11 protein-coding genes and 1 tRNA gene are annotated in these 14,435 nt (G+C 32.9%); 4 read left to right on the top strand and 8 right to left on the bottom strand.

The window, feature by feature from the left end:
- Window positions 1-109 precede the first annotated feature (109 nt).
- The 6 genes from ACFQ0I_RS16405 to ACFQ0I_RS16380 all read right to left on the bottom strand — a co-directional run bounded on the left by ACFQ0I_RS16405 (window position 110) and on the right by ACFQ0I_RS16380 (window position 8,873).
- Window positions 110-2,026 (bottom strand): OmpA family protein, encoded by a 1,917-nt coding sequence (locus tag ACFQ0I_RS16405; RefSeq protein WP_379944053.1) that lies wholly within the window; start codon window positions 2,024-2,026, stop codon window positions 110-112.
- A 57-nt stretch (window positions 2,027-2,083) separates the two neighbouring features.
- Window positions 2,084-2,599 (bottom strand): type VI secretion system tube protein Hcp, encoded by a 516-nt coding sequence (locus ACFQ0I_RS16400; RefSeq protein WP_379944052.1) that lies wholly within the window; start codon window positions 2,597-2,599, stop codon window positions 2,084-2,086.
- A gap of 214 nt (window positions 2,600-2,813) precedes the next feature.
- Window positions 2,814-4,859 (bottom strand): tetratricopeptide repeat protein, encoded by a 2,046-nt coding sequence (locus ACFQ0I_RS16395; RefSeq protein ID WP_379944051.1) that lies wholly within the window; start codon window positions 4,857-4,859, stop codon window positions 2,814-2,816.
- Window positions 4,860-4,870: 11 nt separating this feature from the next.
- Complete coding sequence (locus ACFQ0I_RS16390; protein ID WP_379944050.1) at window positions 4,871-6,520, bottom strand: T9SS type A sorting domain-containing protein; 1,650 nt, start codon at window positions 6,518-6,520, stop codon at window positions 4,871-4,873.
- A gap of 82 nt (window positions 6,521-6,602) precedes the next feature.
- The gene (locus ACFQ0I_RS16385) at window positions 6,603-8,246 is read right to left on the bottom strand and encodes an ELWxxDGT repeat protein (RefSeq protein ID WP_379944049.1); all 1,644 of its coding nucleotides are present in this window, start codon (window positions 8,244-8,246) and stop codon (window positions 6,603-6,605) included.
- A gap of 42 nt (window positions 8,247-8,288) precedes the next feature.
- The gene (locus ACFQ0I_RS16380) at window positions 8,289-8,873 is read right to left on the bottom strand and encodes a hypothetical protein (protein WP_379944048.1); all 585 of its coding nucleotides are present in this window, start codon (window positions 8,871-8,873) and stop codon (window positions 8,289-8,291) included.
- A 184-nt stretch (window positions 8,874-9,057) separates the two neighbouring features.
- On the opposite strand from ACFQ0I_RS16380, the gene ACFQ0I_RS16375 reads away from it, so the two are divergent.
- Both ACFQ0I_RS16375 and ACFQ0I_RS16370 read left to right on the top strand, forming a co-directional pair.
- Window positions 9,058-10,992, top strand: coding sequence for a tetratricopeptide repeat-containing sensor histidine kinase (locus ACFQ0I_RS16375; RefSeq protein ID WP_379944047.1), 1,935 nt, complete (start codon window positions 9,058-9,060; stop codon window positions 10,990-10,992).
- On the top strand, window positions 10,993-11,610 hold the full coding sequence (locus tag ACFQ0I_RS16370) for a response regulator (RefSeq protein ID WP_379944045.1): 618 nt from the start codon (window positions 10,993-10,995) through the stop codon (window positions 11,608-11,610).
- Window positions 11,611-11,805: 195 nt separating this feature from the next.
- On the opposite strand, the gene ACFQ0I_RS16365 is transcribed toward ACFQ0I_RS16370, so the two are convergent.
- Both ACFQ0I_RS16365 and ACFQ0I_RS16360 read right to left on the bottom strand, forming a co-directional pair.
- A complete protein-coding gene (locus tag ACFQ0I_RS16365) occupies window positions 11,806-12,090 on the bottom strand; it encodes a GIY-YIG nuclease family protein (protein WP_379944044.1) in 285 nt (94 codons plus the stop codon).
- Window positions 12,091-12,139: 49 nt separating this feature from the next.
- Window positions 12,140-12,212: transfer RNA gene (locus ACFQ0I_RS16360), tRNA-Phe, on the bottom strand.
- Between the two features lie 184 nt (window positions 12,213-12,396).
- Between ACFQ0I_RS16360 and ACFQ0I_RS16355 the strand changes: the two genes are divergently transcribed.
- Both ACFQ0I_RS16355 and ACFQ0I_RS16350 read left to right on the top strand, forming a co-directional pair.
- On the top strand, window positions 12,397-13,128 hold the full coding sequence (locus ACFQ0I_RS16355; RefSeq protein ID WP_379944042.1) for a type III pantothenate kinase: 732 nt from the start codon (window positions 12,397-12,399) through the stop codon (window positions 13,126-13,128).
- The gene (locus ACFQ0I_RS16350) at window positions 13,125-14,432 is read left to right on the top strand and encodes a hypothetical protein (protein ID WP_379944041.1); all 1,308 of its coding nucleotides are present in this window, start codon (window positions 13,125-13,127) and stop codon (window positions 14,430-14,432) included. Before ACFQ0I_RS16355 ends, ACFQ0I_RS16350 begins: the two co-directional genes overlap by 4 nt.
- Window positions 14,433-14,435 lie beyond the last annotated feature (3 nt).

The following is a 14,435-nucleotide window of genomic DNA, read 5'->3' as shown; positions in this document are numbered from 1 at the left end:
AGTCCCCCATAAAAAGATACAACGGATAGCGCGGTTTTTATGTTTTATAAAAACTTGCCATTATAAATTAAAAATCCCGCTAATTATTGTTTTTATTATCTCTTTGGTTTTAATAAATGGGGACATTACTGAAGACACATTTTATTTCGCCAGTAAATCCGGTTGTGAAGGTTTCTTGCATGGCATCGCCTTTTTTGATAGGTTTTAAACCCTGTGACATTATCCCCGCAATAAAGTAGCCAGTGGCTTTGCCATCTTCTATTTTTTCAATTACAAATTTGCAATTTGATGATATAGCGGGAAGATTACTTGCAAGAGATTCATCGTAATAAGTCGCCATATGCCCATTTGCTATAATTGGTGAAAATTTGTAGATATATGGAGATTTTGTAGCACCGTAATAAAGGACTGCCTCTGTATTGCTTATTTCGGCAAAACTTTTTGTTCCATATAAAGTGTTTTTTTGATTGATTTCTTTGAAGTTAAAAGTTTCTGGTTTTAAGCTTGAGTTTACAGATTCCAGTTTGATTTTTATAAAATTCTCTTTACTATTTCCTTCTTCTTTGCTTGCGATAAAGGTATATTTATTGTCTGAAGACTTTATAAATTGCGCAAATGGTAATGACGTTGTAAGTACGGCACTTTGAATTTTTACTTCGGTATTTGTCGTCGCTGTTGTTTGATTATTTAAAGTATTTATAGATTTTAGAGTTTGTGCTTGACCAGAGCTTGTTGTGTTTATGCCAATAGTTTTTTCGTAGGTGTCGGCTTCTGGTTTAAATATAAATTCTACGCGTCGGTTTTGTGCTTTCCCTTCTTGTGTGTTATTATCGGCTATGGGTTGCGATTCGCCCCTTCCTTCTGTTGTGAGTAATGATTTATCTATGTTATAAACGGTCTCGAGTATTTTCTTTACTTCGTTTGCGCGTTGCTCTGAAAGATTTTGGTTGAATGCAGAATCGCCGTCGCTATCGGTATGCCCTACAATTTTTACCGGAGAATTTGTTTCTTTTAAAATTTTGCTTAGATCTAATAATGTGCCCATGCTTTCAGGCTTAAGCGTTGCCGTGCCAGAATAGAATAATAAATTGCTCACTAATTTGCCTTCTTCAAAGCGTTTTCTGGTATCTGGTACATCTTTAGCAATTCTAATATTTGAAATGAAAAAATCGGTGCCGCCAACACTTCCAAAGGAGATACCTAATTGATTGGGCATATATTCTTCATTTACTGCCGAAAGATCATAAAGCTTTCGTTCATTCCACCACATTCTAAATCTTTTTCCTTGAACGCATATGCTTATGTGAACTGGCGCCGAACTATCATATGGCAAATTTTCGGACATTCCATCGGATATCTTTTTATCTAAGGCATACAAGCTTGCTCTACTGGAGTTTCCTTGGCTAACAATTGCTGAAAAGTTAATGACTGCTTTCCCTGAATTTAGAATAGCTTCATCTGTAACCAGATTGCCTCCTGTGTTTATTAAAGAAATATCTATGCGAGGGTCGTAATTATTTTTTAGCATCAAAAGATCAAATTCCACGCTAAAGTTATTTCCCCAAGATTGTTTTTTGCTTCGAGTTAAGTGATTTGCAGAAGTGGAAGCAAGTTTTAGCCAGTTGCCTTCTAAACCTTCAATGCTAACAACTTCTGCAGATCTTGATGTTATCCAGCCTTCAGGTGCTTCACCTATATTATCTTTTTCAAAATTATCGAAGTACAAGATAGTTGCACCAGGTACAAAATCGAATTTAGAAACATAATTGGGTTTAATACTTCGCTTTGTTTCTTGATTGTTTTGGTTATTTGAAATAGAATCATTTTTATTAGATTTCATTTTTTTTGGAAACGGAATATTTCCTTCTAATACACTATCTATAGTTACATCAATCTTACGATCAATTTTAGCATCGGCTTTTTGCTCTGTTTTGCTCACTATTTTTTCTTTGAGATTTTTCAATAATTGCGCATTTAAATTCATGCTCAATAATAGAACTCCTAATACTATTACATGTTTTTTCATAATTTAAACTGTATTAATTAGTAATAATTAAAATGAAATATTTTTTTCTAATTGACATTAGAAATTAGTCCATGCACCACCAGTTTCGGCATCAAAACCATATTTATTAGAAACCGTTTTAATGCCTGATTTTATATTATTTTGATAGTAAGTCCAACCAATTCTTACGGGTTGTATGGTTACAGACGTGGTCATTTCGCTATTACAACCCATACTTTCGTTACAGGATTGCACTTTAATTTTTTCCATCGCAATGGTATAAACGGTTATTGGCATGCCATTACTGCCAATTTGTGTTACCGTTATGTATCCAGACATTAAATATTCTTTATTAGCTATTGCTTTTTTGAGGTCTGCCGATGCACCTGTAATATTCATAGTAAAATTTACTACTGAATTGTTAGAACCTGTCGTGGCAAGGGTGAGAGCGTTTAAATGGTTTTCGAATCCTCTTGTAACAACATCGCCTTTGAGCATAGTTCCTTTTGCATCAACTAGCTTTACATAAACATCTTGTTTTTGTGCGCCAACAAGTAATGGGAGCATCAAAAGAGTAAAAATTAGTTTTTTCATTTTCTTTATTTTTAGTTATTAATATTATTGTTTTGTAAAACTTTATAAATTTCTGTATCTGAGTTATTGGTATCGTTAAGCCCTCGTATTTTTTCGGTTTTTGTTATCTCGCCTTGGCTAGATAATGTTGTTGCTGATTATTTTTAGTTTGTTGGAACGAGGAACTAATGATAAAAGGTTGATGACTATTTAAAAGATTCCATTTGATATGGTTTTAATTTAGTTCGACAATTTTAGAATTGCTCAAACCATTGATTTTTGAACTTGTTGTTATTGATGTTTTTCCACTAATAAGACTAATTTTCCCTTCAATACCAATAGTTACATCAACGGCCTTTTTTCCAACATTTGGTCCTAAAGTAGCTTGTGCTTCGGCACCTGCGGTTGCGTTAACATCTTTAATGCCGTCGCGGTCTAACTCAAATTCGATACTTACTCCGGCGGTTGCTTCTATCTTTAAAGGTCCTTTTTCAAATGTTCCAATACCTTTTTCTGCATTTATTTTTATAGTACAGCTTTCATATTCATCGTCTATGGCTCGTTCAAAATTATCGAGCCGCGTTATTTCAAGAAATTTAAGATCCAGTTTGCTGGTCATGCGGCTACAGTTGTTATAAAATTTGATTATTTTTAAATCGAGTGTATCATTGTATTTACAGGCAACTTTATCAAATTCTGATAATTTCCATTGACTTTGATTTTTATCTTCATCAACACATTCAAAAGATTCATATTCGGAATATAGTAGAGGCTGGTATTCTTTATTCTTTAATAACCAATCAATTAAAAATTGTATACGAATGCTTTCAAAAATATTTTCATCTAAACTTGTAAATTGAGACCAGTAACCTATTTCATTTAGGTATTGTTTATGGGTGGTTAAAAATTCTTCATCATAAATCTTTTTACGTTCATTATATTTTTTTAAATAATTATTTTCGATATCTACATGATTTTTACAAGGCGCCTCTGGAACTGCTCTTTTATGCGAGTTTTTAATTTTGGATAAATCGTTTGTTAAGACTATAAATTCGTCGGTTAAATGTTTTATTCGCACATCATAATGCCTTTGTGCTTCAGTCATAGCTAGTGTGGCTTTTTTTGCTAACATTGGAACTTTAGTATATTTTGATAATGGATTTCCTTGCTGAAATACCTTTATATCTTCAGCAGCCAACTTGTTTAAATCTTTCGAATAGTTTTCGCCAACTACAATTAACTCTATTTGAAGCTTATTTAATTTCACGTCACATGCTTCATTAAACTTTTCCCATTCAGGTTTAAGGCGTTTTAGTTCACTTAAATTAGTGGGGTAATCTGGTCGATGAATACTGCCTAGACTAAGCGGATCTGGTCCAGGTTTAAAAGAAAGTGTGACGTCATTAAGCGTTAGTTTTGAGCCTAATTCTTCCAATTTATTTTCTTTTTCTGTTGAATATCCAGCTTGAATGGATGTTTTAATATACTTTATAGCATTTACGGTATTGCCTTTGCTTTCTTCTATAATGGCTTTGGTAAAAGTAGCTTGAGGATGCTTTGGTGACATTAAAAGAACACGGTCTAGAAATTGTTCAGCCTTATTTATTTCTCCTAGGCCAAACCAAGCTTGTGCTAAATTATTGAGTATGGTACTATTATTTGGGTATCTTGAGTTTAGGTTGTTTAACACAGGTATGGCTAAGTGTTGCCCGCCTAATAAGGAAAGCATTGATGCATAGTTTGATAAATTATTATCATCTACTGGAGAAGTAAGCAACACTTGTCCTAACGTGTGTAAAGCAATTGTAGGTTTACCTGCAAGCCAAAACCCCATGGCCATATTGCCTTGTTCTATATTATTTTTAGAAAGTGTTTGTATATAGTTATAAGCTTTTGTACAAATCTCTTTTTCGTCGTTTTTTAATGACTCACTGACTATTTTCTGAACGGCGTTTATATAGAATTCCATGCGCTCCAACGGAACATCCTTTAATATAGAGGCATTTTTTGCAACATTTCGAACTGGAATTAGTCGGTTTTCATGTTCCCAAGCATCCACTAGTTTGGCATTACTTAATTGCGGAATGTCTTTTAATGTTGGAATCTTTACTCCTAGTTTTTCTAGTTCCTTTTTATCTTCTTCACTCATATTTTGAAACTCCTCTAACATTTCCCGCATTTCGGCTTGTGTAGGCGGTTTTTCCTGTTCGTTTTTAGTTTTTTGAGCAAAACCAGTGGAAATATTCAAAACAAATAGTGTTATTAGGAAATGAATTTTCATTGTTTCCAATTTTAATGTTTAATGATTTTAGTAGAAAATATTGTATGATTTGAATGTATTTGCATAATGTAAAGTCCATTACTTAACATCGAAATATTTAAACTGCTGGAGTCTCCGTTTAGCTCGGTAATTTTTTTTCCAGACATATCTGAGATAATATATTTGTTAATTTTAAAATTGTTTGGGTTGTTTATATTTATAAAACTTGTTGTTGGATTAGGATAAACACTAATTTGTTCGGTAGAATTAGTTGTTAAACTATTTAAGGTGCCATTAGAATTCAATGTTGTGGCGTAAATATCTGTAGGACCATTTCTGTTATCTTCCCAAGTAAAAATTAAGTTGTTTGAGATTCCATTTGTTAAATCGAAGGTATATTGATGACCTGAAGCGTTAGTTATAATTTCCCCATTTGATGCCCAAAGAACGTTTCCATTATTTGTTATTTGTTGTGCATAAATATCGCCGCTTCCATTTCGATTATCTTCCCATGCAATAACAATACCTGATGGGTTTATTGTTTTTATGGCAGGTCCAGATTGTGTACCTGCAGCCGTACATATTGGAATACCGTTTGCTTGCCACTGAGAAATTCCATTATTATTAATTTTTTGAGCGTAAATGTCTTTTACAAAGAATCTTTCGTCTTCCCAAGCTATGTAAGCACCTCCATTACCATCGGCAAGCATGTATGGGTTTTGTTCGTAACCAGCAGCATTACAAATTTCTATACCATTAAGAGCCCATTGTATATTGCCTAGGGCGTTTATTCTTTGCGCAAAAATATTATTACCAGTATTTGTTCTGTTATCTTCCCAACATACAATTATACCTCCAGTATTATCTAAAACGGATTTTTGTTTTGATTGAATATTTGGTGAAGTGCAGATAGGAATTCCATTTGTTGACCATAGAGGAATACCATTAGAATTTAATTTTTGAGCATAAATATCGGTTTCGCTCGCATCTAAATTTGGCCAAGTATAGAAAATCTCTTGTGTTGTGTTATCGGCGACTATTTGAGGAATACTTGTGGTAGAGAACGATTCAATACAATCAGTACAAACAGGAATTCCGTTATAAGCCCATTGGATGGTTCCATTGCCATCGATTCTTTGCGTATATATATCGTCGTTTGTTGAATTATTTCTTCTATCTGTCCAACTTATGATTGCACCATTATTTTGATAAGGAATAATTCGTGGCTTATTTTGAAAATTTTGTGCGTCACAAATTACAATGCCATTATTAGCCCATAGAGGAATCCCTGCTTCATTTATACGTTGTGAGTAAATGTCCCAATTTCCATTTCTAGTGTCAACCCAAGTCATAATTGCACCAAATTCCCCATCGCTTATAATTCTTACTTGGCTTTGATTTCCGGTTGCAGTACATATTGGAATTCCATCAATCGCCCATTGTACATAACCATCAGCGTTTATCCTTTGTGCATAGATATCTGTAGTAGTCCCAGATCTATTATCGCTCCAAACAATTATGCCACCACCTTTACCGTCGGATACTATTTGTGGAGAACTTACATCATAACCCACAATATTGCAAATTGGGTTATTTTGGTTTGTATTTATGTTCCATTGAGCAATTGCAATTGATTGTAATGAAAAACAAAAAACAGTAATAATTTTAGTAATATTTCGCATATATCTCATAATTAATTAGTTAATAAAATTTAGGGCTGATTAATTCCATTGTTAGATTAAAGTTATAGCAGTTATCATTCTTTTAAATTTTCACAAATTTGTAAGTGAAAGTTTCATTGCTTGATTGAATTCTGATAAAATACAAGCCGTTTTTCAGATGAGCTATATTTATGCCGTTCGAAACATTGTTCTGCTCAATAATATGTTTGCCTGTGATGCTATAAACAATCAGCTTTTCAATTGTTATATTCGATTCGTTTTTAATATTAATAAAGCCATTTGATGGATTTGGGTAAATGGAAAGATTTGATTTTGTTAATTTGTTATCATTTATATCTAACGACTGCGTTTCGAGAGCCCAAAGTTCATTGCCGTTAGCTCCGTTGTCTGCAATAAAGAAGAGAGTGTTGCCAACGATGGTTAAATATTCAGGCGATGAACTCTCGGTAAGATATCTTAAATTATATCCAATTGTTCCTTCTGATGTACCATCTGTTCGAAATAATTCTCTGCCAATGGTGTTACCAGTTGCAACAAAATAAACATAGCCATTAAGATATGTAAACTCTGCTGGTTCTGAATAAAAGTGGCCAGTAGATGGATTTTTTAATAATATAGTTCCAGTTTCAGTCCCATCGCTTTTCCAAACATCAATAATGCCTGAAGAATCAACGGCTCGAAAATAAAGCGTTCCGTTACAATTGCTTAAAAGATTCGGACTTGAAGAAAAAATTCCTGATTTGATATCCTTTACTAATTCTGTTCCAAACTCAGTACCGTCACTTTTCCAGAGCTCGCTTCCATGTATACCATCTTGCGCTTGAAAAAATAAAGTACCATTCACATTCTTTAAATCCCAGGGTACAGAACTGTTTGCGGTAAATCCATTATCGCCGGGATAGATATCTTTAACCATTGTGGTTCCAGCTTCAGTCCCATCGCTTTTCCATAGTTCTCGTTCATGTAAATATTTGCCATCATTGGCAACAAAAAATAGCGTGCCATTTACATTGGTCATAAAAGGATAAGCAGTAAAACCATCTTGAATTCCGGCAGCAATGTTCTTTACCATTACAGTTCCAGTTTCAGTTCCATCACTTTTCCATAATTCATGCCCATTCACACCATCAAAAGCTCCAAAAAATAGCGTACCATCAATATCAATAAATCGTCCTAAAGAAGTTAATTGCGTTGTTGGGTTAATATCTTTTACCATAACCGTTCCAGTTTCTGTGCCATCACTTTTCCATAAGGCATAATCGTTAACACCATCATTTGCCGCAAAAAAAAGTAGGTTTCCAACACTTGTAAGTTCAGCTATATGTGAAATACCATCATTAAGAGTGCTTGGTCTGATGTTTTTTACCATCATCGTACCAGTCTCGGTGCCATCACTTTTCCATAGTTCAGGACCATTAATTCCGTCATCCGCTCTAAAGAAAAGTGTTCCATTAACATTGGTCAATCTTGAAGGTGCCGAATTGTTAGGTCCTACATTAATATCTTTCACTAATACGGTACCAGAATGGGTGCCATTGGTTTTCCAAAGCTCTAAACCGTGGGTTAGGTCGAAAGCTGCAAAAAATAAGGTGTTGTTTACTTTGGTTAAATTAGTAATGTAGGATGGTTGCCCTCCTGGGTTTATATCCTTTACCAGAAAAGGTGTTTGGGAAGATATAAGTATAGTTTTTCCCAAAAGAACAGTAAGAAATATTATTTTTTTCATGGTTTATGGTGTAAAAATTTGTTATAGATTTATACAAACAAACTATTTTTTTAACATAGCCCATTTACCACCATCAGTATTACTGGATTTACTACCCCAAGTACCAATTAATTTGCCGCTGTTGGTTTCGTAATTTCCGTATATAGAAAATGTGCCGCCGCCAGTATAATTATAAGTAGCAGCAATAACGTTGTTATTAAACGTATAAGAGCCATTGGCCAAAGTTGCACCATCACTGTTTAAAACTTTCATACTACCATCGTTCATATCAAACTCACCTATAATATCATTGCAGCGGTATGTGTCTCCTCCTTTAATTCCACCGCGTTTGTTCCCAAAGGCATCAACAAAAGAGCCAACATTTACACGATTATTATAAGCTCCCGTAGCGTCGCCATAAACTGGAGTACGTTTATCATAGTTTATTTTAGTGTTGCCGTTTTTATCGGCAAGTGTAATGCCAAATGTGAAGTAAACTTCATCACCCTTACCATCGGTGTGTAAAATATCATCCCAGGTTTCACGATAACAATCAAAACCTGCAAAAGAAATACGAATTTTACCTGTTTGCGAAAAACTTGATAACGAAGTAAAAAGTATTAACAAGAGAACTGTAAATTTTTTCATAATATGTGTGTTTTAAGTGTTTGTAATCTCGTAACTTTCTGATGTAAAATTGATTATAAATACAAAACCAAACAATCCCCTAAAAACAGGATATTGCAATAAATTGAAAAAATCATGGAAAAAGGGGATAAAGAAATAGTATGTAAAATGCGTAATTTGTATTGTATCTAGAAAATCTTGTTTTATGAAAAAGGTTTGGCTTCTGTTATTGTTTTTGGGCTTGGGTGGTATTACTCATGGACAAAATTTAATGGATAAAGACAGTTTGTTAAGATTGCTGCCAAACGCAAAAAAGGATACCTCTACAGTCTTGCTTTATTTAAATATAGGTCAGCAATTTGAAGACAGCGAGCCAGAAATTGCCAAAAAATATTATCGAAAGGCGAGAGATTTAAGCAAAGAGATTAATTATCCAAAAGGTATTATTAAATATATTTCTAATTATACTTATGTGCTAAATATGCAAAGTTTAAAGGATTCATCCTTAATTTTAAACTTGCAAGCGGTCGCACTTTCAAAAAAAATTAACGACTCTTTAAATCTTGCAAATACCTTGTTTAATACAGGAACCTCGTATAGCATGTTAGGTGATTATGAAAATGCGATAAGCTATTATATTCAAGGAAAAAAAATATTTGCTAAAATTGGAAACGAAGAAACCGCGTATAAGGCAGACGACCTGCTTCAACTTCTTTATTATAATATGCGGCAATATAAGAAGGGTATTGAACATGGCGAAAGGGCTGTAAAAGGTTTTAAAAAACTAAATAATTTGCCTTGGTTAATTAGCTCGCTTAATAATCTTGGAACTAATTATTGTAGCCTAAGACAATTAGATAAAGCCGAAGCTCTTTTTAAAGAAGCGTTAGATTTAGGTATTAAAATTAATTCTAAGAATGCTATTGCTGTTCAAAACCTGAATCTTGGAGATATTTATATTCAAAAAGGTGAGTACGAAAAGATTAAACCTTTTATGGAAAAGGCTTTAATGCTTGCAAAAGAATTGGAACTTTATGAAACAGAGGTCATCGCCCTTAAAGGACTGGCGTTTTATTATTTGAACGAAAAGAATTATCCAACGGCCGAAAAATATGCACAAGAAGCATTAGTACTTGCTAATAGATATAAATTAAATGTAGAACGCGTAAAAATATATACACTTTTATCCAACCTTTCTTTTGCAGTTCAAAATACTAAAGAAGGAAATTTGTATGCGACTAAAAGTACCTTGTTAAATGACAGTATTTTAAACGAAAGTATTCAGAAAAACACCTTATTGCTAGAAAAGAAATATGCGTTTGAAGAAAAAAACGCTAAAATAAAATTGCAAGATTTAAAACTGCAAAGGAGAAACACACTAAATTATATTCTTATTGGCTCTACCATTATAGCCTTACTTGTTATGTTTCTTTTATTTAAAAACTACAGTCACAAACAAAAAATGCAGCAACATCGAATAAACGAATTAGAAAAGGAAAAACAGTTAACAGCAACCGAAGCAGTATTAAAAGGTGAAGAACGCGAGCGTATTAGGTTGGCTAAAGATTTGCATGATGGGTTAGGAGGAATGCTCTCGGGTATAAAATTTTCTTTCCAAAGTATGAAACAAAATCTTATTATGACTCCAGATAACCAACAATCCTTTGAGCGTAGTATGGATATGTTAGATAGTTCAATTAGGGAAATGCGCCGAGTAGCTCATAATATGATGCCTGAATCGTTGGTAAAATTTGGGTTAGATACAGCCATTAAAGATTTTTGTAATGAAATAAACACAAGTGGAGCTTTAAATTTAAAATACCAATCAATAGGAATTAATGCTGTTAAAATAGACCAAACCACCTCAATAACTATTTATAGAGTTGTTCAAGAATTAATAAACAATATCATAAAACATGCACAGGCAAATTCAGCCATCGTACAAGTAACATTAACAGATTCGGTTTTAACCTTAACCGTAGAAGATGATGGAAAAGGATTTAATCCTGAAAAAATTAAAAATTCAAAAGGAATGGGTTGGGAGAATATTAAAAATCGAATTGATTTTCTTGGAGGCAAAGTCAATATTGATTCAGAAGAAGGAAAAGGTACTTCTGTATTGATAGAAATAAATATATAAATGGCAATAAAAGTTTTTATTACAGACGATCATTATATGATTATTGAAGGCATTCGATCGTTACTTCAAGACGAAAAAAACATTGAATGGCTTGGTCATGCCATGACTGCAGATTCTTGTTTAGCTTTTATAAAAAACCAACAGCCCGATATTCTCTTTTTAGATGTAAACTTACCAGACAAAAGCGGCATAGATTTATGTAAAGAAATTAAAACGCATTACCCAGATATTCAAATTATTGCACTTAGTTCTTTTAATCAGCAAAGTTTTATAAAAAAAATGATGGATAACGGTGCGTCTGGGTATGTTATAAAAAATGCCTCTAGAGATGAACTAATTAAAGCAATAGATGCAGTTATAAAAGGTGATTTATTTTTGAGTCATGAGGCTGCATTAATCATGCATAATTCTGAACTTACCAAAATCCCAATAATAACAAGAAGAGAAAAAGAAGTGATTTTGTTAATTTCGAAAGGACTAACCAATAACGAAATTGCTGAAAAATTGTTTATAAGCACCACAACGGTTGATACACATAGAAAAAATTTACTCATTAAATTTGAAGCTAAAAATACAGCCGCTCTAGTGCGTATGGCTTTTGAAATGAGTTTAATTTAAAAGAAAGGTTGAACAAACTGGTTATAAACAAAAGGTCCTGTATTTGAAAACCTCTAAACTTTTTTTGTTTTGTTATAGATTCAGTCCGAAGTGACATAGAAATAGTTACAAAAAACAAAAAATCCCGTAAACAAAAGTTTCGGGATTTTTTCGTGGTACCTCCAGCTCCGAAGCGTCGGAGGAACCAGGGCAGAGTTATTTTTTATTGAGTATATCCGTTAAAATATTTGGATTGTCAATAATTTTGAGAATGAATTTTTTGCTTTTCATTCGTTTTATGAATTTTTCAAGATAGATAGCATCATCTTTTGAATGACATTTTAAATGTAAAACAAGTTCCCAGTCATTGGCTATTTTTGTAAAACTTCCTGTATATTGGTGGTTGTTGTGCTTTGCTAATCTTTCATTTAAATTATAAGTCTCACCTATATAATGGGTGTTTTTAGATGGGCTGAATAGAATATAAAGAAAGTGTACCATGTATAAATAAACAAAAAATCCCGTAAACAAAAGTTTCGGGATTTTTTCGTGGTACCTCCAGGAATCGAACCAGGGACACAAGGATTTTCAGTCCTTTGCTCTACCAACTGAGCTAAGGTACCTCGCCAAAGCGGTTGCAAATATATATTCATTTTTGCTATTCACCAAAAGAAAATTGCAAAAAATCACTCGATTTTTTATATGTAAGAAATATTTAACTTTATGTAATTTGAAATCAATATAATAAGTTAAATTAGAATATTAATAAATTGTCATTTTGTAATTTTATCCCTTTTAGTTAAAATTATGAATTTAATAATCGATGTCGGTAATACTTTTGTAAAACTTGCTGTTTTTAACGGCGACAAGATTGAATATAAAAAACAAGTTGAATTAGATTTAATTATTGAAGAAGTTAAGGCCATAAAGAATAATTTTAAGCTAATTAAACGTGCCATTATTTCTTCGGTTGGAAGTTTAAAAAGTGATGCTGTTGCTGTTATTAAACAATATTTCGACGTATTAATATTAGATGCGAACACAAACTTACCTTTTAAAAATTCATACCAAACGCCTAAAACCTTAGGCGTGGACAGAATAGCATTAGTATGCGCCTCGGTACAACAATTTCCAAATAGTAATGTCCTAATTATAGATGCAGGTACATGTATAACATACGATTTTATTACTGAAGTGAACGAATACCTTGGAGGTGCCATTTCACCAGGGTTACAGATGCGGTATAAATCGTTACATAATTTTACGGCGAAATTACCGTTATTAAATACCGAAATGCCCTTAAGCATCACAGGAAACTCAACGCAACAAGCCATACATTCGGGTATTGTTTATGGTGTTTTAAAGGAAATAGAAGGGGTTATAGAGGTTTATAATCAAAAATATTCAGATTTAACAGTTATTTTAACAGGAGGTGATAGTAATTTCTTGTCTAAACAATTAAAAAGTAGCATATTTGCGACTTCTAATTTTCTTTTAGAGGGATTAAACTTTATTTTACATTATAATTCAAACGAATGATAAAAAAACTTTTATTAGTTTTTATTGCAGTTTTAACGATTAGCAGTTACGGACAAGAAGGAACAGCTTCACCTTATTCATTTTATGGTATTGGTAGCCTAAAATTTAAAGGAACAGTCGAAAATAGAAGTATGGGTGGTTTAAGTATTTATACAGACAGTATTCATATAAATTTACAAAATCCTGCGTCTTATGCTGGTAATAGTCTGGAAATGTGGAATAATGAAAGCAGACCAGTTAAGTTTACGGTTGGTGGTAGTAATGATGCACTTAAATTAAAAAGCGATGTAGAAACCGATAGGGCATCTTCAGCTACGTTTGATTATCTTGCATTATCTGTTCCTGTTGGAAAATTTGGTTTCGGTTTTGGATTGCTGCCTTTTACATCGGTTGGTTATAAATTACAGTCAAACGATTCAGAAGGAAATGTTATTGATAAATTTAGAGGTCAAGGAGGTTTAAATAAGGCTTTTCTTGGTTTAGGATATCAAGTTACTAAAGAATTAAGTATTGGTGTCGATTTACATTATAATTTTGGGAATGTACAAAATAGCACCGTTACTTATACTTACGATAGTGATGGTAATTTAACGCAATATCAATCAAGAGAAAATAATCGGTCAGATTTAAGTGGAATCAATTTAAATTTAGGAGTATCATATAAAAAGATGATAACCGATAAGTTAGAACTCGTTTCGGGAGCTACATATACACCAGAAAGTAGTTTGGTGTCTAAAAATGAAAGATCATTTTCAACCATCACCATCAGCGCTACTACAGGTCAAGAATTTGAAATCAATACCATCGATACAGATTTAGAATCTCTTGGTTTAAAGGAAACCGATTTGGTAATGCCTTCTAAATTTTCGATAGGAACTGGTATTGGCGAACCGAGAAAATGGTTTGTTGGGGCAGAGTACACAACACAAAAAACGAGCAATTTCTCTAATGATTTGTATAGCAGTGGTGCAACAAAATACGAAGACGGAAGTACTATAGCCTTAGGAGGATTTTATATACCAATGTATAATTCTTTTGATAGTTATTTAAAACGTGTTGTATATAGAGCTGGTTTACACTACGAAAAAACCGGATTAAATATAGAAAATGAGTCGATAAATGAGTTTGGCATATCTTTTGGTGTAGGTTTACCAGTAGGGAGCTATTTCTCTAATGCGAACGTAGGATTTGAAATAGGGAAAAGAGGAACTACAAAAAATAATTTAATTCAAGAGAATTTTATTAATTTCCAAATAAGTTTATCTTTGAACGATAGATGGTTTGTGAAAAGAAAATATGATTAACAG

Origin of the sequence: Mariniflexile aquimaris (assembly GCF_042676825.1) — a bacterium.
In the GTDB taxonomy this organism is placed as follows: Bacteria; Bacteroidota; Bacteroidia; order Flavobacteriales; family Flavobacteriaceae; genus Mariniflexile; species Mariniflexile aquimaris.
The sequence above is the reverse complement of the archived record's forward strand: the minus strand, read 5'-3'. Positions and strand labels throughout refer to the sequence as shown.

Coding starts and splice junctions, on each gene's coding strand:
- ACFQ0I_RS16405 (WP_379944053.1), bottom strand. CDS start 2,026: ATGAAAAAACATGTAATAGTATTAGGAGTTCTATTATTGAGCATGAAT.
- ACFQ0I_RS16400 (WP_379944052.1), bottom strand. CDS start 2,599: ATGAAAAAACTAATTTTTACTCTTTTGATGCTCCCATTACTTGTTGGC.
- ACFQ0I_RS16395 (WP_379944051.1), bottom strand. CDS start 4,859: ATGAAAATTCATTTCCTAATAACACTATTTGTTTTGAATATTTCCACT.
- ACFQ0I_RS16390 (WP_379944050.1), bottom strand. CDS start 6,520: ATGCGAAATATTACTAAAATTATTACTGTTTTTTGTTTTTCATTACAA.
- ACFQ0I_RS16385 (WP_379944049.1), bottom strand. CDS start 8,246: ATGAAAAAAATAATATTTCTTACTGTTCTTTTGGGAAAAACTATACTT.
- ACFQ0I_RS16380 (WP_379944048.1), bottom strand. CDS start 8,873: ATGAAAAAATTTACAGTTCTCTTGTTAATACTTTTTACTTCGTTATCA.
- ACFQ0I_RS16375 (WP_379944047.1), top strand. CDS start 9,058: ATGAAAAAGGTTTGGCTTCTGTTATTGTTTTTGGGCTTGGGTGGTATT.
- ACFQ0I_RS16370 (WP_379944045.1), top strand. CDS start 10,993: ATGGCAATAAAAGTTTTTATTACAGACGATCATTATATGATTATTGAA.
- ACFQ0I_RS16365 (WP_379944044.1), bottom strand. CDS start 12,090: ATGGTACACTTTCTTTATATTCTATTCAGCCCATCTAAAAACACCCAT.
- ACFQ0I_RS16355 (WP_379944042.1), top strand. CDS start 12,397: ATGAATTTAATAATCGATGTCGGTAATACTTTTGTAAAACTTGCTGTT.
- ACFQ0I_RS16350 (WP_379944041.1), top strand. CDS start 13,125: ATGATAAAAAAACTTTTATTAGTTTTTATTGCAGTTTTAACGATTAGC.